This window comes from Brevibacillus sp. YAE8, assembly GCF_057543335.1.
Map to the genome: position 1 here is coordinate 460,200 of NZ_BAAIYG010000001.1, position 20,416 is coordinate 480,615.

The window sequence follows — 20,416 nt, forward strand, 5'->3', positions numbered from 1 at the left end:
TGCTACGATCAGACAAAAAGCTCGACGCTTCTCCCCGTCGCAGCGGACTCCATCGCCGCTTCGATAATGCGCAAGGCGTACAGCCCGTCTTCTCCTGTCACCGCCGGAGCAGTTCCCGTGCGAATCGCCTCGACAAACGCGTCGATGACGCCACTTTTGGTCTGTGCGTCATTGGTCTGCATCGCACCGATCTGGTAAACCGCTCGCTCGCCGCCTGCGGTCACGACCTCGATGTCCTTTTGCGGGTCGGCAAAAATTTTCATGATGCCGCGCTCGCCGTATAAAATCGTGCTGTTGTCCTCATCGCCGTAATAGCTCCAACTGAACGACGCCGTGCCTACTGCGCCCGACTGCGTTTTCAGGAGGCATACCATATGGTCGCACACCTCGATGGGCTGGCCCTGTTCGTCTTTTTTGTCCAGGACGTCTGCAAACGCGCTGACCTGAACGATCTCGTCCTGGAGCAAATAGCGCAGCAGATCCACCTTATGAATGCCCAAATCGCCTGCCACTCCGAGCGCTGAGCGCGCTTTTTTGAAAAACCACGTGCCTTTTGTCCGATTGGCGCTCCAATACTCCGGACCTTTATGCCCGAAGCTCGTCTTGAACGAAAGAATTTTTCCCAGCTCGCCTGCCGCGATCAGTTGCCGCGCCTTTTGATGGGCGGGTACGAGGCGCTGATTGTGGTCGACCATCAAAATCTTCCCCGAAGCGCGCGCTGCGGCGAGAATCGTCTCCGCCCCCTCGCTCGTCGTCGCCATCGGCTTTTCGCACAGCACATGCTTCCCGGCGAGCAGCGCCTGTGTGGTGATGATGTGGTGCATCTCGTTTGTCGAGCAGTCGCTGATCGCTGCAAGTTCCGGATGGTGGACGACTTCTTCCCAACTGCCAGCTACTTGTCCGCCGTACTGGGCTGCCAGTTTTTGCGCGCGCTCGGGATTGGGGTCGTAGACGAGGTGGATTTGTGTGTACGGATTGCTGCTGTACTCAGGCGCATGGCGATGCGTAGCGATCGAACCGCAGCCGATAATGCCGACTTTCAATGTCACGGTATCCTCTCCCCTTTTTCCTGGTTCCTGTCCGCCTTTTGGCAGAAGCAAGGCTGAAGTCGCAGGTTGTCCAGCTTGTCGGTAAATCATTTCGCAATATTCTCATTATACAGATATTTGCTCCGTTGGAAAACTTCGCTTCGGCCCGCTTTTTTGTCGTGGCATGCGACTGAAAAAGACGGCAAGCCCTTCCTAGGGCCTGCCGTCCTTTCCCACTGGTTGTTTTATTCGACCGAGTACACTTTGCGGCTGGGCAGCTCCAGGCAATGCAACCGCCCGCCGAAAACAGCGCCGCCGTCAATGCCGATGATGTTGTTTTCGCCGAAGTAGACGTCGTGCTTCCCGTGCAAATTTTCCGTCGGGGTATGCCCGAACACGACGGTCTTTTCCCCTTGGTAGCCTTTGTGGAACTCGTCGCGAATCCACATCAGCTTGTACGGGTCGGTTTCCGCCACAGGCGTCTGCGGATGCACGCCACCGTGGACAAAAATGTATTCATCCGTCTCGTGATAATGGGTCAGTCCGCCCAAAAAATCGAGGTGCTCCTGCACTTCCGGCGTCACTTCCAGAGACGCTGGCGCCCCCGATTCGGTCTGTGCAGCCGTGTGGCCGTAGCTGGCCAACGTCGCCTGGGCGCCATTGCGAAACCAGCGCTCGATAAATACCGGGTCCTGCTCGAACGATTTCACCATCATATGGTCATGATTGCCCATCAGGACAATCGCCCCTTGCGCATGAAGCTGCTTCACTTTTTCCACGACTTCTCTGGACTTCGGCCCGCGGTCGACATAATCGCCGAGCAAAATGAGCTGGTCGTGCTGCGGATCGTAATTCACAAGCTCCATCAGCGACTCCAGCTTGTCCAGCTCCCCGTGAATATCGCTGATTGCCAATATCCGATTCATCCTAACCCTTCTTTCTTCTGTCTGTACGCTTCCGCTTTTTCTGTTTCATTGTACGCTCCCTCCCGCGCGATTTCTACCCTGCGGGCTAGATTGTCTGGCAAAAAACAGACAGCCACGGTCGAAAAGACCCGTGACTGTCGTGCGTACGCCCGTTTATTTGCTTGGCATTTCGTTCCAGAACGTAATGTCGTCCACATCGAGCCGGGTGGTCGGATGACCTGGCTGCGCCGCTTTGCCCACGGCGATCAGCATAACGGTTTCGTAGCGGTCGGAAATGTTGAACGCCTCTTTGAACAATTCGGCGTTGTAGCCGCCCATGGGCACCGTGTCGTAGCCACGCGCTTTTGCCACGAGCATGAACTGCATGGAAACAAGCCCGCCATCTACGAGAGCAATTTCCTTAATCAGACTGCGCTCGCGATTTTCGTAGCGGCGATTGATGTTGGCGATCATCGTCGCCTTCGCCTCTTCGGTCATGTAGCCTGCGTCGATGGCTTTCTGGTAAATTTGCTCAGCCTGCTTGTAGCCCTCGTAGTCGCCCAGCACGGCGACGATCGCCGCAGCCTCGACGACTTGCTTCTGGTTGAACGCAATCGGCAGCAGCTTTTCTTTCAGCTCCTGCTCGTCGATGATGAGGAAGCGCCAAGGCTGAAGGTTGGAGCTGGATGGCGCCAACGTAGCTTCGGCCAGCATCTCTTTCAGCTCGTCGCGGGAAATTTTCACCGTTGGATCGTAATGACGCACCGATCGCCGTTCAGAAATGACGTCAAAAAAAGCCTTTTTGTTCATGACTTGTTCCATCTCCTTACTCCTCCAATCGGTAAGTAACTAACCTTTGTTTATAAAAAACGGAAGTGTTCAAACTGTATCATATCTGCCAATCTTTTGGCAATCCTTTGAACTGTAAGAAAACGTAAAAAAACGCTTTGGCACGTCCAGGCACTTGTACAAAAAACATGTACAGGTGCCTGGACGAGAGCCAAAGCGTTTGCTTCATCCGCTCTTTTTGCCTACACAGGCGAGAACGCCGACAGGACGGCGGGTTGTCTCACGGTTTCGTTGTTCGGCAGTTGCACGATGAGGTGGCCGCTGTCCGCATCCTCGCCGCCTTCCCAGCGAAGCGCGAATGGCTTGCGCTCAAAAGCGTCGTTCTCATCGAGACTCGCCAGCATCTTTTTCAGCGTGTCTGCCGTCACCGGAACAGGCACGCTCGGGCCTTCCTCCTGCGGAAGCGAAAGCAGCTTAGGCGCGTCTTCAAAATACAGGACGGTATCGAGCAAAAGCGACACCTGCTGCCAGCTCAATGGGGATACAAAAGCTTCAAACGGAGTTGCCATTTTCCATCATTCCTTCTCTTCGCCAGGTTCGAGATCGAACAAAGTGACAGGCGCCGCTGTCGACTTCGGTTGCACACTCGCGGATTCGCCCTCTCCAGAGCCTTTTGCTGGTTCTTCTTTTGCTTCCTCTGTCGGCAGGACGGTTTCGAACACAACGGATTTGACGCCGCCTTCTACCAGGTGGCGACCAATTCCGCCCTGCTCGTTGACGTTGACCAGGCTCGTGTCGACCAGCGTCCATTCGTTTTGCGCCGTCCACGCGTACACCGTCTCGTCGATGAACACTGCCGCAAGCTGGTGCGGGTGGTTTTTGCGCTTGCGAATAAGCTGTACGCCTTTTCCGGCCCGGCCTTGCAGCGGAATGGCCGCAATCGCTGTCCGCTTGACCACACCTTCGGCTGTCAATAGCGTGAAGGCGCGGCTGTCCTCTTCCTCAATCGGGAGCATGGTGACGACCGCATCGTCAGGCGCGAGCGTAATCGCCTTAACGCCACTGGAAGCGCGGCCGGTCGGGCTGACTTCTCCCTGCGGGAAGCGAATGCCCATGCCGTCTCGGGTCGCCCCTAAAATGCCGCCTGCTTCGCCTGTCACAAATACATGCACAAATTCGTCATCTTCTGATTTCAGCTTGGCAGCCACCAACGCGCTCGAACGATTGGTCTCGTACTCGGACAGCGCGGTCTTTTTAATCAGCCCGTTTTTGCTGACGTGGTAAACAAACAGCGGCTGCTTGAAGTTTTCCACGATCGTAAAGCCGACGATGCGCTGATTTTTTTCCAGCGGGATGACGTTGACCAGCGCGGAACCGATGTCCTTCCACTTGTCGTCCGGGAAAGCATTGACGAGCGTGGCGAAATACTTCCCGTCCTGCGTGAAAAACAAGGCGGTATGGGACGTATTCGTCTCCACGAAGTAGCGGACCTTGTCCCCTTCCTTGACCCCGCACGTTTCCAGGGTTCCGCCCACTGACTTGAAGGAGCGCGGACTCGTCCGCTTGATGTATCCTTCGTTGGTGAGCGTGACGATGCAGTCTTCCGCATTGATCTGCATCGCGATGTCGATCTTGATTTCCTCGATCTCTCCCTGGATTTCGGTCAGGCGCTCTTCGGCGTACTTTTTCTTGATTTCGTTCAGCTCGCTTGTGATGACCTGAATCAGCTTTTTCTCGCTGGCGAGAATCGCTTCAAGCTCCTCGATCTCTTTGGCCAAAGTCGAAAGCTCTTTTTCCAGCTTGACGATGTCCAGCCGGGTCAGGGAGGCGAGCTGGATGCTCAAAATCGCATCGGCCTGCTCATCCGTGAAGCCGTACTTCTCCATGATGTTTTTCTTGGCGTCGGACCGGTCTTCGGAATCCATAATCGTATCGACGATTTCGCGCAAAATGGATTTGGCGCGAATCAGCCCCTCGACGATGTGCTTGCGTTTGCTCTTGCGCTCAAGGTCGTAGTTGCAGCGATTCGTCACGACTTCTTTCTGGTGGTCGATATACGCGCCGAGCAGCGCTTTAAGTCCCATCTGGCGGATGGTTCCTTCGTGGATCACGTTCATGTTGTAGTTGTAGTAAATTTGCAGGTCGGTGTTTTTGTACAAGTAATTCAGAATCGCCTGCTCATCTGCTTCCTTGCGAATGTCGACGACGATGCGGACCTTGTTCATTTCCGCTTCCTTGCGCCCTGTCTCGTCGCGGACGGCCATCGCGCCTTCGATTTTGCGGTCCATCACCAGCTCGTCTATTTGCGCGACCAGCTTGGACTTGACCACTTCGTAAGGAATTTCCGAAATGACGATCTTTTTCACTTTCCCGCCCTTTGGCTCTTCCATGTGGGTCTTCGCGCGAATGATGAACTGGCCGCGGCCTGTCTCAAACGCCTTGCGAATACCCGACACCCCTTGGACGATGCCCCCGGTCGGAAAATCCGGGCCTTTGACGTGCTTCATCAGTTCGTCGAGCGAGATGTTCGGATTTTTCATCTGCGCGATCGCCGCGTCAATGACTTCGCCCAGGTTGTGGGTAGGAATATCGGTGGCAAAGCCGACGGCAATCCCGGTAGCGCCGTTCACCAGCAAGTTTGGAAAGCGCGACGGCAACACGGCCGGCTGCTGCGCCGAGTTGTCGTAGTTCGGGATGAAGATGACCGTATCTTTTTCAATATCGCGCAAAAGCTCGTTAGCGAGCGCGGACAGTCTCGACTCCGTGTAACGCATCGCCGCTGGCGGGTCGGCGTCGAGGCTTCCGAAGTTGCCGTGTCCCTGAATGAGCACCTGGCGCATTTTCCACCATTGCGCCATGCGCACCATCGTTTCGTAAATCGCCGAGTCGCCGTGCGGATGGTACGTACCCATGACGTACCCGACTGTTTTGGCCGATTTGCGGTACGGCTTGTCGTGCGTATTGCCTTCCTGGTACATCGCGTACAAAATCCGGCGCTGCACTGGCTTCAGGCCATCGCGGGCGTCGGGAATCGCGCGGGAGAGGATAACCAGGTTGGCGTAATCCCCAAACCGCTTGCCCATGATTTCCGCGAAGCTCTGGTTAATGATCTGATTGGACAACATGTTTATTCATCCTCTCCCACTTCAAAGGTAACGTGGTTCTCGATCCACTCGCGACGCGGAGGCACTTTGTCCCCCATCAGAACCGTCACGAGCTTTTCACAGTGAGCGAGGTCTTCCAGCTCGACTTTAATGAGTTTTCGCGTCTCCGGGTTCATCGTAGTTTCCCACAACTGATCGGCGTTCATCTCGCCCAAGCCTTTGTAGCGCTGTACTTCTGCGCCGCGTCCGACCCGTTTTAACGCCTGCTCCAGCTCGTGGTCGCTCCAACAGTAGATCGACTCCGTCTGCTTGCCCTTCACCTGTTTTTTCACCTGGTACAAAGGCGGCTGGGCGATGTACAGATGACCGGCGGCGATCATCGGGCGCATGTAGCGGAAGAAAAACGTAAGCAAAAGCGTCTGGATGTGGGAGCCGTCGACGTCCGCATCGGACATGATGATGACTTTGTCAAACGCGCAGTTTTCGATGTCGAAGTCTTCCCCGATGTCCGTCTCCAGCACTTCCAGAATCGTGCGGAACTCCTCGTTCGCCAACACTTCAGACAGCTTGGCCTTTTCCGTATTCAACGGTTTTCCCCGCAGAGAAAACAGCGCCTGGAACTCGGAGTTGCGCGCCTGCTTCGCAGAGCCGCCCGCAGAGTCACCCTCGACGAGGAACAGTTCATTGCGTTTGGAATCCCGGTATTGCGGCGGCGTGAATTTTTCCGAAATGGATTTGCGTTTTTTCGCCGTCTTGCCTTTTTTGTCTCCGCGCAGAGCTTCGCGCTGTTTGCGCAGCTCCTCGCGAATTTCAGCGGAGCGCAACGCCTTGTCGATCAAAAGCTTGCCTATTTCCGGATTTTCCTCGAGGAAGAAGCCCAGCTTCTCGGAGACAATTTGCTCGACGATCGCCCGCGCTTCTTCGTTGCCCAGTTTGTCCTTGGTTTGGGACTCGAACTGGACATCAGCCATTTGCAATGACAGCACACCGAGGAAACCTTCCCGCAAATCATTTCCTGTCAAGTTGGGATCTTTGTCCTTCAAATACCCTTTTTTCCGCGCGAACTCGTTGAAAATCCGGGTCGTTCCGTTGCGAAATCCGGTGACATGCGTACCGCCGTCTGTCGTGACGATCGAGTTGACGTAGGAGACGAGCGTTTCCGCGTAGCCGTCGTTGTACTGAAAAGCCAGCTCGACGTAGACGTTGTCTTTTTCCCCTTCAAAATAAACGATCGGGTGCAGCGTGTTTTTCCCCTCATTCAAATAGGAGACGTACGACTTCAGACCGTCCTCGAAGTAAAATTCTTCCCGCTTCTTCTCCGGGCCGCGCTCGTCAATCAGCACCATGCGCAGTTTCTTGAGCAAAAACGCCGTTTCCCGGAAACGATCGCGAATCGTCTCGTAGTCAAAGCGCGCGCTGCCAAATATTGCCTCGTCCGGCAGGAAGCGCACAGTCGTACCTGTCCTTTTGGTCGTTCCGGTCACTTCAAGGTCTGTAACGGGCTTGCCGACGTGCTCGATGCCTTTTTCGTCGACTACGTAGGCAAAGCGCTGCTTGTGAATCTTGCCTTCGCGGTGAATCTCCACTTCGAGCCACTTGGACAAGGCCACGACGACGCTGGAGCCTACGCCGTGCAAACCGCCGCTTTTTTTATAGCCGCCGCCGCCGAATTTTCCTCCGGCGTGAAGCGTCGTAAAAATGACTTCCGGAACGGGCCGTCCCGTCTTGTGCATCCCCGTCGGAATTCCCCGACCGTGGTCCTCGACGCTGACGCTGCCATCCTTGTACAACGTGACGATGATCGTATCATTGACGCCAGCCAACGCCTCATCCTTGGCATTGTCGACGATTTCCCACAGGAGATGGTGCAAACCTCTGCTTCCGGTCGAGCCTATGTACATCCCAGGGCGCTTGCGGACGGCGATCAGGCCCTCCAGTACCTGGATATCTTCCTCGGTATAGGTCAGTGTATGTAGTGTGTCTGTTTCCTTCAATCGCGCTCTCCCCTCTACTTTTCGAAAAAGCGTCCAAAACAGGCTTTCGTTTTGGTAACCGCACAGGTCATCGCCTTGCTCTTGGGAAAACATCCTTTCCGTCCGAAAGGGAATATTTCACAAAAAAAGCGAACACTTAATCGCTATTGTACCGTATGCTTCCCATAGTATTCAACGCTAGTCACAAAATGGGGCAAAAAAACCACCCCGCCCCTAGCGAGATGGCCGATCCTGCACAGTATTCCCCGTATCCACTGGCGTCAGGCCGAAACCGTTTAGCCCAAGCATATGACGCTTCGTCATTAGTGTAGCATTTGCAGCAAAGCGAGGTCAAAGCGAAACCAGTCCCCGCCTGCGCTCTTTACTTTATTTCTTGCTCGTTTTGGAAAATCCCTGCTCGTTCAAACAATTTCTTCCGACATCGCGCACGCAACTATTTCCATTCATCTATACCGCGCGGGCGGGCAACCTATTAGAGCATCGATTCCTGAGGCGACATAGGGGGGAATAACGTTGATAAGTGCGACCAAGCCGTTTGTCAAGTTTCATCGGTACGATCAGGAGCTGGTTTCGGACATTCAGGCGTTGAACTCGTCTGGCTATCATAAGGATGACATTTGGGTGCTGAAGTGGAATCCCGATAAAAACCACTCGAATCAACGCGACAATTTTTATAAATACAGTACGCATTTTGAAAGTGCTGTAGGCGACATCGACAGCAAAGCCCACTTCTTCGACAACGGCGGCGAGGAGCTGCGCACCCGGCTCGAAAAGCTCGGGTTGACCAAGGATGAATGCTCCGCGCTGGTCAGGGAGCTGCAAGAAACGGACTACACCTGCCTTTTGGTCGTCCGCGACCTGAAAGACAACATCATCAAAATGAACGACTGATCTGCCCATCAAAAAAGCCGCTGCCGGTTTGTTCAAACCAGGCAGTGGCTTTTTTACGCTTGCGAGCATCCCGCAACAACGCGGGCACACGATTATTCGCCTTTTTCGATCAGTTCAATGCCTTCCAGAACCTCGTTCAGCTTCGCGTACACAGCGCTTTCTTCGTCTTCTTCCAATGGAACCATTTCGCCGCCGTCGATCTGGAATACGAAGATGTCTACTTCTTCATCCAGCTCTTCTTCGGCCTCCTCGTCTTCGAGCGCTTCCGTCAAGGCAATATATTCTTTACCGTTCAGGTCGAACATCGCCACTACTTCAAAATCACCCAACGGTTCACCGTTTTCATCGTCCAGCGTAATGATATCGCCCAATTCGAGGTCTTTGCTATCTTCTGTCAATGCGTTCACGTCCTTATGCTGATATTGGTTCTCTACACCATCATACCTTTTTTTCCGGCAGAAGCAAACAGGTGAATGGCGCTATCGCACCGGCAATCTGATTTCGAAAGTCGTCCCTGTCTCTTCCTTGCTGCACACAGAAATCGTCCCGCCGTGATTGGCGATGATTTTGTAGCTGACCATAAGCCCGAGTCCCGTCCCGTTCGGCTTCGTGGTGAAAAATGGCTCGCCCAGTTTCAGCAGTTGTTCCTCGGCGATGCCGCAGCCTTGGTCGGTAAAGGCAATCAGCATCATCCCGTCCTCGACACTCGCCGACACGGTCACGACCCCGCCATTCGGCATCGCTTCCACTGCATTTTTCAACAAATTGAGAAACACTTGCTTCAACTGGTTTTCCTCGCAGACGATGGCAGGCAGATTGTCGGCGTAGCTGGTGAGTATCTGGACGTTGTACATGATCGCATGCGTGTCGGCAATCATGACGATCTGCTCCAGGAGCGGCTGCATCTCCCTTTTCCGCTGGAATACGACCTGCGGCTTGGCGAGCACGAGAAATTCGCTGATGATAAATTCGATCCGATCCAGCTCGGACAACATGATCCGGTAATACTCGTCCTTGCCGCCGGAGTGCGCCCGGAGCAGTTGGACAAACCCTTTCAGCGACGTCAGCGGATTGCGAATCTCGTGGGCCACCCCCGCGGCCATCTGCCCGATCACCGACAGCAGCTCGGACTTGCGCACCAGCTCTTCTGCCTGTTTACGCTCGGTAATATCTTGCACAATCCCGATCACAGCCGGCTTTTGCTTGTACGTGCTCGTTTTTTGCAGCACCTCGACATCAATCCGATTGCCGTTTTTGCACAGACCGCGAAACTGGTAGTGAATGTTCGAGCGATCCCCGTTGATTCTGCGCTCCTGATGCGTGCGAACAATGTCCCGCTCTTCCTCGATGACGAGGTCGGAAGCGGTCATTTTCACCAGTTCTTCCTGACTGTAGCCGAAAATATCGCCGAGCCTCGGGTTGACGTAAACAAACCCCGGCTCGTCCACATACGCGATGTAGACGCCGACCAGTGTATCCTCGACCAGACTGCGGTACAGCTCTTCTGCCTCCTGCATCTGCTGCTTCATCTGCTTGTATTCCGTAATCTCTGTGGCAGAGCCTATGATTTCAGTGACGATGCCATTGCGGCAAATCGGCGTCAGGACGGAGGAAAAGTAGCGTTCACCAAACGCAAGCTCGTATTCGATCGTCTGTCCAGCGAAAGCGAGCTGGTAGTAAGGCATGATCGATTCGATCCCGTACTGGCGTAAAATATCTTCTGCGCGCATTCCTTTTAATTTTTCCGTGTCAACGCCAAACTCATACGCGAGCTTGCCTTCCGACAGATCCAGGACAAATTCGTCTTGTTCATTCCGGATAAAGGTAAAAATATGATTATGTACGTTTTGAATAATGTGGAACCATTCCTCTTTGGGTGAAAGCACCCCAGCCTCGACGCCTTGTACACGCAACAACCATTCACCTCTTCTGTCATAAGGATATGGACAAATTCACCACAGAAGACGCTTTTCCTCTTTTTTCCGGGCAAACCTTCCCGCTATAAAAAACAACCTACCGTCATGGCAGGTTGTCCGCTTTTTACTCGCTGTACTCTTGAAGCACGCCTTTTTCCAGCAAAAACGCTTCCTCGGCTTGCAGAATCGTAATGATCGCTTCACGCTGCACGTACATGCCCGCAGAAGCGAGACGACTCTCAATCGATCTGAGCAATTCTTCAAAATCAATAATTTGCACTTCTTCCTGTTTGCTCACAAAAAGCCCTCCCTTTTCCGACACACACCCTTCATTTTACACGAACAGACCATTTCTTCCAACTCCACCATTTTCGCCGGATCGGCTTGAGCAAATACGCGCTCCACACCATCAGCAATAGTGCCAGCACGACGTAAAAGCAGGAAAAAAACAGCCACGGCGAAAAGGCGAGCTGCTCGGAGTGGTCCAGCGTCTCTCCCAGTATGCCAAACAGGACGATGATCGGATTCATCCCCGCCAGCACTTGCAGCTCCGGCAAATTCCAGACGCCTTGATCGGGGTACATGTCCGGGTAGCTTTGCTGTAGCCATTCGCCGATGAAGAAAAAGAGCAGCCCGGTTCCGACGACGAAAAAGAAAGCGATCCCGTACGAAGTAATCGTGCTAATCGAGGTGCGTTTGATCCATGTCGAGCAAAACAGCCCAAGCGAGCCCAAAAAGAAAATGTTGACGGCCAGAAACAGAATCAACTGCGCCATCTGCTCCGGCGACACGCTGCCGTACAGCATGACAATGCTGTACAGCGGCATGGAGGCGACGAGCAACAGCGTGGAAAAAGCCAGCGACGTAATCAGCTTGCTCCACACAATCGTGGCAGGCGACAACTGCGTCGTCAGCAAAATGTGCAGCGTCTGCCGTTCGCGCTCGCCGCTGATGGCCCCCGCCGTCAGGGCAGGCGCGACAAAGCAGACCATCGCATAATGAATCGCCGCCGATATGAGAAACAGGTTGCGATTCTCGCCCAGCGCCTCTGCCCGCAACGTATCTGTCAGCAAAAAACCAAGCGGAATCCCGCCCATGATGAGCAGGTAAATCGCCAGGATGCACACCGTTTTCCGGGAGCGAAACCGCTCGCGCATTTCCTTGACGAGAATCGGGTTGAAAAGGAAGCCGTTCATTCCATACCGACTCCTTCCGTAATCGCCATGAAAACGTCCTCCAAGTTTTTCTTCGCGTCACCGTAGTAGACGACCGCCACCTGCTCGTCGATCAGCTCTTGCAACAGGTCGGCCTTTTCCTGCTCGGCGCCCTGAAAATAAAAGCGGAAGCCGCCCATGTATTCCTCCAGATGGTTCACATGCGGCGAGCTTTCCAACAGCAGCGCCGCTTTGTCGAGGTTGCGCAGCGCGCGAAGCTGCATGACGCTTCCGCCTGTCTCTCTGCTGCTTACTTCGTGGACAGAGCCGCACGCGATCAGTTTCCCGTTTTCGATCACGCCGATATCATCGCACAGCTCGGCCAGCTCCGGCAAAATGTGCGAGCTGATGAGAATCGTTTTGCCCATCTCGCGCAGTTGCTTGATAATCTCCCGCAGCTCGATGCGCGCCCGCGGGTCCAGGCCAGACGCCGGTTCGTCGAGAATCAGGACCGCCGGATCGTGGACGAGGCATCTCGCCAGCCCCAGCCTTTGCTGCATCCCCCGCGACAAGGAATCGACAAACGCATCCGCCTTGTGCGCCAGGTTGACCAGCTCCAGCAGGTCGGCTACGAGCGAGCGTCTTTTGCGCGCCGGGATTTTAAAGGCGCCCGCGTAAAACTCCAAATATTCCACAGCCGTCAAGTTGTCGTACACGCCAAAAAAGTCGGGCATGTAGCCGAGCGACTGGCGCACGCTGGCCGGGTCCTTGCGAACGTTGTAGCCGCAGACGTACGCTTCGCCTTCGCTCTGTTCCAGCAGCGTGGACAAAATCAGCATCGTCGTCGATTTTCCGGCGCCATTCGGGCCGATGAAGCCGAACACTTTTCCCGGCGCGATGGACAGATTCAAGTCTGACAAAGCTTGCAGGGTACCGTAGCGCTTCCCCAGATGCACGGTTTCAATTACCACTTTCTCACCCCTTCAACCTGGAAAAACGGCGTTGGCAGCGACAGGCGCGAAGCTGTGCTGTTGGAAAAACGAAGCAACAGCGTGCGGTTGGCTGTCAAGGCATCCTGAAGTTCTTGCTCCAGCACCAGCTTTGTCCCGTGCTCCACCGTCCGCCACTTCCCGCTTTTCTGGTGGAAGTACTCGATTCGGAACGGGCGGTACGAACTGTGGTCAAGCGGAACAAGCAACCGCTTCAACTCCAGGTTCGTCGCGTCCGTCCGCAATTCAAACGTAATGCTTCCTTTTCCGAGCTGCCAGAGGTAGCCCGAGTTCGATTCGTAGTCGCCGCTCGCTTCAAACAGCTCTGCATTGAGCAGTCCGTACGGCAGGATCACATCTCCTTCGGCTTGCGGCTGGAGTTGGACCGTCTGGTTGACGACATTCCAGTAGTGAGCCTGATGCGGCTCCTGCATTTTCATCAGCGGAACCGGCTCTGTCGTAATCCCGATCAGCCGCACCTGGCCGCCCTGGGCATAGCCGATGATGTTCTCCTGCATTTCTTTGCGCCGTTTTTCGGGCGAATCTTGTTCGTCCTGCTGCTGATCCCGCGGCATAAACAGCGACTCCAGCACGGCGTCAATCTGTTTCTCTTCTCCTTTTTTCAGCGCGCCAATCGGAATACGCTGCAAGCCGACCTCGAGAAACGACTGCTCGTAGGAGTACACCGTGTTGTTTTTCACCTGTCCGACCAGCCTGTTCTCCTCGACATGCACATCCACCTCAAACGCGCCGATGTCGTGCATGACGCCAAAGCCGATTGCCTGTTTCGGAGTCAGGTACGGCAGATTGCGGTAAGACAACAGCCGTGAACCGTCTGTTATTCCTTCCGGCTCGTAGTCGTTTCGGCCCTGCGTCAACGGAACAGCGACAATCGACGGCTCCACGATCACGTCATAGCCGTCCTTGTCGACTGCCAAAAAAGTAGTCCCGGTTCGCACTTTGGCCAACTTTTCATCCAAAACGCTGATTTCCGAAATCGTGTAGCTGACGTTCGTTTTCACTACGAGCGGCTTTCCGATCGCGAAAATCCCGACCGTCAGCAGAATGGCCGCTCCCGGAATGATTCCCCACGCCCATTCCCGTCTGCCGGCTTTTTTCAGCACGAAATAAGCCAGCGGCGCCACCAAAAGCACATAGCCGCCCCACATGACCACCATCCAGACAGGAGGCGGAGTTTGCACGTCGGGGATTTTTTTGCTCAGCTCCAACAAAGAACGCGACATCTGGTCGAAATAGCGCTTGTTTTCCAACACAGTCGTCACGCCTTGCTGGACCATGACGTTTTGCCACAACGGCAAATTGTGCTGCCAGGAAGCCAGCGGCTCAGCGGTCACATCGTAGTTGACGAACAGAAAAACTCCTTGGCCGCTCTTTTTCGCGACATATAGCGGCATCTCCTTGTTGTACACGCCCAGCTTGCCGGGCGGGGCGGGCTTGTCACCTGCATACGTGCGTAGCGCCTCTGCAAGTGGCACGCTCCCTTTTTGTCCCGCCTGAATCGGCAAAATGTCCGCGAACCTTTGCACCAGTCCATCCTGTCCCGGCCCTGCCGACAGGATGACGACTCCTCCCAGCTTGATCCACTCCTTGATCGCGGCAAGCTGCGCGTCGTCGATCAACGCTCCTTGCTTGCCGCTAATCGCCAGCACGTCGAGACTCTCGTACATCCACGACTGGTCCGGAAGCATGTCCGGAGTCAAGTTTTGCACCGAGATCGGCCGATTCATTTTCGATTGGGAGGCGTTCACCGCGAGAAAATGAAACGCGTTTCCGCCCTCATCCACGACGCCGATCGTCTGCCCGTCTTTCGGATAAGGGAGGCGCAGCTTTTCGGATTTTAGGACCTGTCCGTTTTGCGTGACGTGAACGTACCAGTTATCGAGCAAGATTTGCATCGGCAAGTCGAAAAACAGCGTCGTGCTCTTGCCTTGTTCCAGCTTGACGGGCCGACGAAAGTTCGATTGCCGCAAATTTTTGGACAGAGGCTTTCGCGACAGCTCCACGAAGCCCGAGATGTCTGTTTCCTGGCTGGTGATCGTCACACCGAGCCGCACCCATGATTCGTACTTGACGATGCCGCCCAAAGGCAAATTCACTTCTATATCCATGTTGTTCTCCGCCAGCGCCGGCTGTCCCGCAAAGACCAGGCCGAACCAGGCGACCGCAAAGACCAACATCCATTTCCATTTCATGCTTGTTCCTCCGCTCGTTATCGTGACGCCAGTGAAACAACCAGCTCCCGCGGCTGACTTTCACGCGAAATAAGCAAGATTTGCTTTCCTTTTGCCGCCCAATTCCCGCGGATCAGCTCGGCAGCATGCTGGTTGCGCAGTTGCAGCTCTTTTGTCACGAAAGGCTCGTCTCCCACGTTGGCTACCATTAACTGGCCGTCCGGCTGCGTATAGGTCAGCTCCTGCTCGGAGCGCCAGGAAGCCCACTGGCCTTGTCCGAGCATCGAAATCAGCCCTGTACGCATTTCCATGACCTGCACGGCCCCTTCCTTGCGAAACGCCAAAAAGCGTCCATCTGGGGACCATTCCGGCTGCGAGCCCTCGGTCAGCTTCCATTCCTGAAAGGAAATGGTGCTGCTGACCCAAATTTCGTCATTGCCGCCTTTCGAGCGGGTATAGGCAATCGAGTCGTCATGCTGCGACCAGCTTGGAGAGCTGTAGGCGACGCCTTCTTCTTCTTTTAAAAGACGACTGCTGCCCATGCTGTACGCCGTTGGCAGCTCCACGATCCACAGCCGGGACATCTGCTCGGCCTGCTCGACAACCGCGATTTGCTTGCCCTGGTTCGACCAGGCCACCGCCACGTACTTGCCTTTTGTCGGAGGCAATTTGACAGTGGCAGGCTTTGTGTCGCCGTCAATCGGAAGCGTCCGCAGCTCGGACTGATGGGCGATGTAGGCAATCTGTGTCGCGGACCTGTCGATATCCACCTGTTCCACAGACGATTCGGCAGGCAAAGTGAGCACCTCATGCTTTTGGATCGTCACGGCACCTCTGCCCCACCACAGGCAAACCCCGACGGACAGCGCAACAACCAGCGCCGCACAGCTAATCCAGAGCAGCTTGCGTCTCTTCCACGGCTGTTGTCCTCCTTGAGCCTTCCCTTTTTTTGCTTCCAGTTCTTTCATTCGTTCCAGCAACTGCTTTCTCAAATCAGCCTTCAACTGGTAGTTGACAGGGACAGAACGGCGCATACGCTTCAAATGGGTCAGGAGTTGAGCTACAGTCTGATCGTCATTGTGACCTTGGGGGTATTTCTCCTCCTCTCTCATTCGGAGTCCCCCCTTTCGTACATCTTCTGAAGTTTTTGTAAGCCCCGATAGGAGATCATTTTGATGCTCGATTCTGTCTTGCCAAGCACTTCAGCGACCTGACTGATTTTCAGGTCGGCAAAATAGCGAAGCATGAGGACATCCTTCTGATCCTGCGACAACAAGTCCAGCCGGTCACGAAGCAGGCGAATTTCCTCGTTGGTCAACGCCTGCCGTTCCGGCTGCCACGTATCATCCGGTTCGCTTCCCAAAAAGTCCTCCTGGTCGACGGGAAGCTCCCTGTTTTTTCGCATAAAGTCCACGTATGTATTGTGAGCAATACGGAATATCCAGGAGGCAAACGGACTCGTTCTGCTGTATTGATCGAATTTTTCCAGCGCTTTCAAAAAGACCACGGTGGTCAGATCATCGGCATCCCACGTACTCTGGACACGGCAGCGCAAATAACGGTTCACGCGGTCGAAATACTCGTCGTACAGTTCGGTAAAAGGACGAGATTCGTAATAGTCTCCAGATGCTGGGTCCGATGGTTGCGCGGAACGCTTTATCGCCATTCCCATTGCGGTTTCCTCGGTTTCTCCCATTTTGTTGCATCGAGCCGGGATACAAGCACGCCATTCCTCCCGGCTCCATCCTATTTAAGTTATACGAACGGCCCGTCAAGAAGTTACAACGGACCATCCTTTTTTCAATTACTTCCCTAAAGCACGGCCAAGCTCGCTCAAAATGTCGTCGATGGCCTCGATCCCGACAGATATGCGGACCAGTCCCATCGTAATCCCGGTCGCCTGCCGCTGTTCCTCGGAAAAAGCGCGATGCGAGGTCGTAACCGGATGGGAAACGCTCGTCTCTACTCCGGCCAGAGACGGCACGAACTGGATCCAGTCCAGGGCCCGGTAAAACTCGTAAATCTCACTCTCATCCCGAAGCGCAAACGACACCATCGCCCCTTGCTTCGGTCTGGCGAAAAACGACGTCGCCTCCTGGCTCGGGTAGTAGACGCGGCTGACAGCCGGATGGCTTTGCAAAAACCTGGCCACTTCGCGCGCATTGTCGCATTGCCGCTCCATTCGGACCGCCAACGTCTTCAGCCCGCGCGCCGCCAGCCACGCTTCGAACGGACTGAGGGACGCGCCGTAATTGACGACGATTTCCGTCGCGCGCTCGATGAGCGGACGGCTTCCGACCAGCACACCGCACGTCACGTCGCTGTGCCCGCCGATGTACTTGGTTCCGCTGTGCACCACCAAATCCGCGCCAAAGGTGATCGGCTGGACGAGATACGGCGTCGCAAACGTATTGTCGACCATGACAAACAGGCCGAGTTCTTTTGCCTGGCGAATCCAGGAAGGCAGATCGACCACCGTGAGCAGCGGATTGGTAATCGTTTCCAAGAAAAACAGCTTTGTCGTAGGCCGTACGCGGCTCGCCAAATGGGTCCCCTCGTCAAGCACGATGCACTCCAGCTCGATGCCAAAACGCGACAGTTCTTTTTGCAGCAACGCGTAAGTGCCTCCGTATATTTCGTGAGAGGCGAGAACGTGATCGCCGGGGGAGAGGATCGAAAGCAAGCCAGCCATGATCGCCCCCATGCCGGATGCCGCGCTGACCCCCGCCTCCGCTTGCTCCAGACGGGCAACGGCAAAAGCCAGCTCGGCCTGGTTCGGATTGCCGTTGCGCGTGTACAAATATTCGCCTTCGCCCGCGTAGTACTTTTCGACTTCTTCCAGGCTATCGAAGGCAAAAACAGATGTCTGGTAAATCGGGGTAGACTTGCTCTCCGCTTGCCTCAGAGGCGCGTGTCCAATATGCACGGTAGTCGTTTCGAATCGTTCGCCCACGTCGATCACCCTTTTTCTACCATCATACCATGCCAGAAGCTGGACAGACTAGCTGATTGGCATTTGCCTGTCCATTTGTGCTATAATTCGAAACCGAACTACCCAATAGGTAAGAAACAAAGGAAGGTGCACAAGATGAAAAAGTTTTTCATGACCCTGTTCACATGTCTGATGGCAATCGCCTTGGTTACGGGTTGTTCCAGTGCAAGCAACGAAACGGCTCCGACAGAGCCTACTCAGCCGACTACGCCAACTGCAAAACCTGATTCCAAGGAGCCTGCCCAGCCTCCAGGCCCTACTGGCGAGAAAAAGTACGACAAAGCTCCTGCCATGCAGATCGACAAAAACAAGACTTATCAAGCGAAAATCTCCACTACAATGGGAGACATTACGATTGATCTGTTCGCCAAAGACGCGCCAATTGCCGTGAACAACTTCGTCTTTTTGGCCAAAGACAAGTTTTACGACGGTCTGACTTTCCACCGCGTCATCAAAGATTTCATGATCCAGACGGGCGATCCGCTGGGCAACGGAACCGGCGGCCCTGGCTACACGTTCGAGGACGAGCTGAAAAACGGCCACAAATACGAAGTCGGCGTGGTCGCGATGGCTAACGCTGGACGCAACACAAACGGCAGCCAATTTTTCATCGGTTCCGGAAAAGATGTAGAAGGTTTGGAAAACGTACCGAATTACACCATTTTCGGAAAAGTCGTAGGCGGAATGGATGTCGTGCAAAAAATTGCGGGCACGAAAGTGAAGAAAAATCCGCAAACGGGCGAACTGAGCGTGCCAGAGCAACCGATCAAAATCAACACCGTAACCATTACCGAAAAGTAAGACTTTCAGACTAGAACAGCAAAACACCACTGTGCTTGCACAGTGGTGTTTTGCTTTGAGAGCACAGGAGATACAAGCATCTGCTGCTTTTCGCCCCCCTCATTTTCACAACTTTCTGTTTTAGTAAATAGTACCGTGGGACCAATTTCCTCTTGCGCTATCCAACCATTCCCGCTAGACTTGCTAAAGACCCGATTCGCTTCCGCAATCAAAAGCAAAAAGCGAAAAGGAGTGGTTCTCACCATGAAGACACGAGAAGCGCGAATGCGCTTTTTCTTCTTTCTCAACAGTTTTGCCTTGCTTCTTCTGTGCCTGTTCGTCACGCCGACGAGCGCTTCGGCACCTCACGTGAAGAAAACAGCGCCTGTTCCGGTACAAGCCACAGCGGCTCCCGTACAGGCTGCCAAAAAGGAAACAAAAACTGCTATCCCTGCCACACAAGTAAAGCGCGATTCTGTCCAGGTCAGCCGGGACGATCGCCGCAAAGTGATTCGGCATGGAAAAGGAAAAATTTCAGATAGGGATATGGAACTGCTTGCCCGGTTGGTCTATGCGGAAGGCCGGGGTGAACCGTATGAGGGACAGGTAGCGATTGCCGCTGTCGTATTGAATCGGGTAGCTTCTTCACAATTTCCAAATACGGTACGGGAGGTCATTTTCGCTCCCAACGCGTTTTCGCCAGTCCGTAACGGCAGACTCTCGTCCCAAACAAATGAGAGCGCCAGACGGGCAGTCGCGGATGCGGTGAATGGAAAGGATCCGACCAATGGCTCCCTCTACTTCTTCAATCCTGATACCGCCACATCCAAATGGATCTGGTCCAGGCCCCAGACAGTCGTGATCGGCAACCACCGTTTTGCCCGTTAATCGCGAAAAATTTAATAATACTTTATTTTCATTTTATCACAATTTTACTTTTAGCTGATATCTTGTCAGTGTAAGCACTTTTTCAACGCATTGAGAAAAAGTACGATGTTCTTCCTAGAATGACTTCTTTAACGTAAGCATGGGTAGATCGAAGTGTTCCATCTACGTATGCCTACGCTAACAGTAGCTGGCTGATTGACTGTATTGGGTGAGAGCAATCCAGTCACATGCGCCAATCGTGCCTTTTCTCAATCGCCCCCAAATAATTGGGCATTCCCCCTGCGGGAATGCCCCTTTTTTTTGCTAGTTACCGATGGTTTTTCGCATATGCGCAGTAGGGATGCCTGTCGTCCCTTCCCTTTGCACGATTTCCTCCTGCGTCACCACGAAGCCTTCCGAACGGTACAGCCTCATGTTTGCTTCCATTTCCATCCTCACTCGGCAAGTCAACGCTGCTTTTCCGTTTTGGGCCGCCCACGCTTCCAGCCAGCGAATGATCGAACGGCCGATTCCTCTGCCTTGCCGGGAAGGATCGACGGAGAGCCGGAAAAAGTAAAGCGAGTCAGCTTTCCACTGAAACCGCACCATCCCTGCCGGATGATCGTCCTCCCAGCAAATGGCCGCTTGTTCTCTCCCCTCTGCCAGTTGTGTCGCGACATCCTCCACCGTCTCCGAAAGGGCGCTCGATGGCGGAACCGCCGCCTGAAACGCGGCGTGCATGAGCGAAGTCAAAATCGGTGCGTCTTTGGCGCTTGCGATGCGCATATTCATGGTTGCCGTCTCCTTTTTCATTG

At 54.3% G+C, this 20,416-nt stretch carries 19 protein-coding genes; 3 read left to right on the top strand and 16 right to left on the bottom strand.

Annotated elements, in window-relative coordinates:
* Nucleotides 1-8: 8 nt before the first annotated feature.
* From AC27IT_RS01625 to AC27IT_RS01650, 6 genes are all read right to left on the bottom strand, one after another.
* Complete coding sequence (locus tag AC27IT_RS01625) at nt 9-1,049, bottom strand: Gfo/Idh/MocA family protein (protein ID WP_025845946.1); 1,041 nt, start codon at nt 1,047-1,049, stop codon at nt 9-11.
* A gap of 224 nt (nt 1,050-1,273) precedes the next feature.
* The gene (locus AC27IT_RS01630; protein WP_429776833.1) at nt 1,274-1,954 is read right to left on the bottom strand and encodes a metallophosphoesterase family protein; all 681 of its coding nucleotides are present in this window, start codon (nt 1,952-1,954) and stop codon (nt 1,274-1,276) included.
* Nucleotides 1,955-2,107: 153 nt separating this feature from the next.
* Complete coding sequence (locus AC27IT_RS01635) at nt 2,108-2,755, bottom strand: nitroreductase family protein (protein WP_025845950.1); 648 nt, start codon at nt 2,753-2,755, stop codon at nt 2,108-2,110.
* A gap of 209 nt (nt 2,756-2,964) precedes the next feature.
* Entirely contained in the window at nt 2,965-3,291 is a 327-nt protein-coding gene (locus tag AC27IT_RS01640) for a hypothetical protein (RefSeq protein WP_005836319.1), read from the bottom strand.
* Between the two features lie 6 nt (nt 3,292-3,297).
* Nucleotides 3,298-5,847, bottom strand: coding sequence for a DNA topoisomerase IV subunit A (gene parC / locus AC27IT_RS01645; RefSeq protein WP_025845952.1), 2,550 nt, complete (start codon nt 5,845-5,847; stop codon nt 3,298-3,300).
* Between the two features lie 2 nt (nt 5,848-5,849).
* The gene (locus AC27IT_RS01650) at nt 5,850-7,820 is read right to left on the bottom strand and encodes a DNA gyrase/topoisomerase IV subunit B (RefSeq protein WP_035317597.1); all 1,971 of its coding nucleotides are present in this window, start codon (nt 7,818-7,820) and stop codon (nt 5,850-5,852) included.
* 513 nt (nt 7,821-8,333) lie between these two features.
* On the opposite strand from AC27IT_RS01650, the gene AC27IT_RS01655 reads away from it, so the two are divergent.
* Complete coding sequence (locus tag AC27IT_RS01655) at nt 8,334-8,711, top strand: YflT domain-containing protein (protein WP_005836313.1); 378 nt, start codon at nt 8,334-8,336, stop codon at nt 8,709-8,711.
* 92 nt (nt 8,712-8,803) lie between these two features.
* On the opposite strand, the gene AC27IT_RS01660 is transcribed toward AC27IT_RS01655, so the two are convergent.
* The 9 genes from AC27IT_RS01660 to AC27IT_RS01700 form a co-directional block, all read right to left on the bottom strand.
* Entirely contained in the window at nt 8,804-9,109 is a 306-nt protein-coding gene (locus AC27IT_RS01660) for a DUF1292 domain-containing protein (protein ID WP_487091546.1), read from the bottom strand.
* Nucleotides 9,110-9,190: 81 nt separating this feature from the next.
* Nucleotides 9,191-10,627 carry a PAS domain S-box protein gene (locus AC27IT_RS01665; protein ID WP_487091547.1) on the bottom strand — a complete coding sequence of 479 codons (1,437 nt, stop codon included), beginning with the start codon at nt 10,625-10,627 and terminating at the stop codon, nt 9,191-9,193.
* 124 nt (nt 10,628-10,751) lie between these two features.
* On the bottom strand, nt 10,752-10,925 hold the full coding sequence (locus tag AC27IT_RS01670; RefSeq protein WP_005836307.1) for a hypothetical protein: 174 nt from the start codon (nt 10,923-10,925) through the stop codon (nt 10,752-10,754).
* A 31-nt stretch (nt 10,926-10,956) separates the two neighbouring features.
* A complete protein-coding gene (locus AC27IT_RS01675; protein WP_005836305.1) occupies nt 10,957-11,823 on the bottom strand; it encodes an ABC transporter permease in 867 nt (288 codons plus the stop codon).
* Nucleotides 11,820-12,752 (bottom strand): ABC transporter ATP-binding protein, encoded by a 933-nt coding sequence (locus tag AC27IT_RS01680; protein ID WP_005836304.1) that lies wholly within the window; start codon nt 12,750-12,752, stop codon nt 11,820-11,822. Before AC27IT_RS01680 ends, AC27IT_RS01675 begins: the two co-directional genes overlap by 4 nt.
* Nucleotides 12,746-14,983: a hypothetical protein gene (locus tag AC27IT_RS01685; RefSeq protein WP_487091548.1), complete on the bottom strand. Its 2,238-nt coding sequence runs from the start codon at nt 14,981-14,983 to the stop codon at nt 12,746-12,748. The genes AC27IT_RS01680 and AC27IT_RS01685 overlap by 7 nt, the downstream gene beginning before the upstream one ends.
* A 17-nt stretch (nt 14,984-15,000) precedes the next feature.
* Nucleotides 15,001-16,074, bottom strand: coding sequence for a TolB family protein (locus AC27IT_RS01690; RefSeq protein WP_487091549.1), 1,074 nt, complete (start codon nt 16,072-16,074; stop codon nt 15,001-15,003).
* Nucleotides 16,071-16,634, bottom strand: a complete 564-nt coding sequence (locus AC27IT_RS01695; RefSeq protein WP_007787010.1) for an RNA polymerase sigma factor — start codon at nt 16,632-16,634, stop codon at nt 16,071-16,073. Before AC27IT_RS01695 ends, AC27IT_RS01690 begins: the two co-directional genes overlap by 4 nt.
* Nucleotides 16,635-16,766: 132 nt before the next feature.
* Nucleotides 16,767-17,915 carry a trans-sulfuration enzyme family protein gene (locus tag AC27IT_RS01700; RefSeq protein WP_290426156.1) on the bottom strand — a complete coding sequence of 383 codons (1,149 nt, stop codon included), beginning with the start codon at nt 17,913-17,915 and terminating at the stop codon, nt 16,767-16,769.
* A 135-nt stretch (nt 17,916-18,050) separates the two neighbouring features.
* On the opposite strand from AC27IT_RS01700, the gene AC27IT_RS01705 reads away from it, so the two are divergent.
* The gene (locus AC27IT_RS01705) at nt 18,051-18,755 is read left to right on the top strand and encodes a peptidylprolyl isomerase (protein ID WP_005836293.1); all 705 of its coding nucleotides are present in this window, start codon (nt 18,051-18,053) and stop codon (nt 18,753-18,755) included.
* A gap of 243 nt (nt 18,756-18,998) precedes the next feature.
* Nucleotides 18,999-19,622: a cell wall hydrolase gene (locus tag AC27IT_RS01710; protein WP_026557279.1), complete on the top strand. Its 624-nt coding sequence runs from the start codon at nt 18,999-19,001 to the stop codon at nt 19,620-19,622.
* Nucleotides 19,623-19,925: 303 nt separating this feature from the next.
* Here the strand turns inward: AC27IT_RS01710 and AC27IT_RS01715 are convergent, their stop codons facing one another.
* Nucleotides 19,926-20,393, bottom strand: a complete 468-nt coding sequence (locus AC27IT_RS01715) for a GNAT family N-acetyltransferase (protein WP_327945178.1) — start codon at nt 20,391-20,393, stop codon at nt 19,926-19,928.
* Nucleotides 20,394-20,416: the final 23 nt, after the last annotated feature.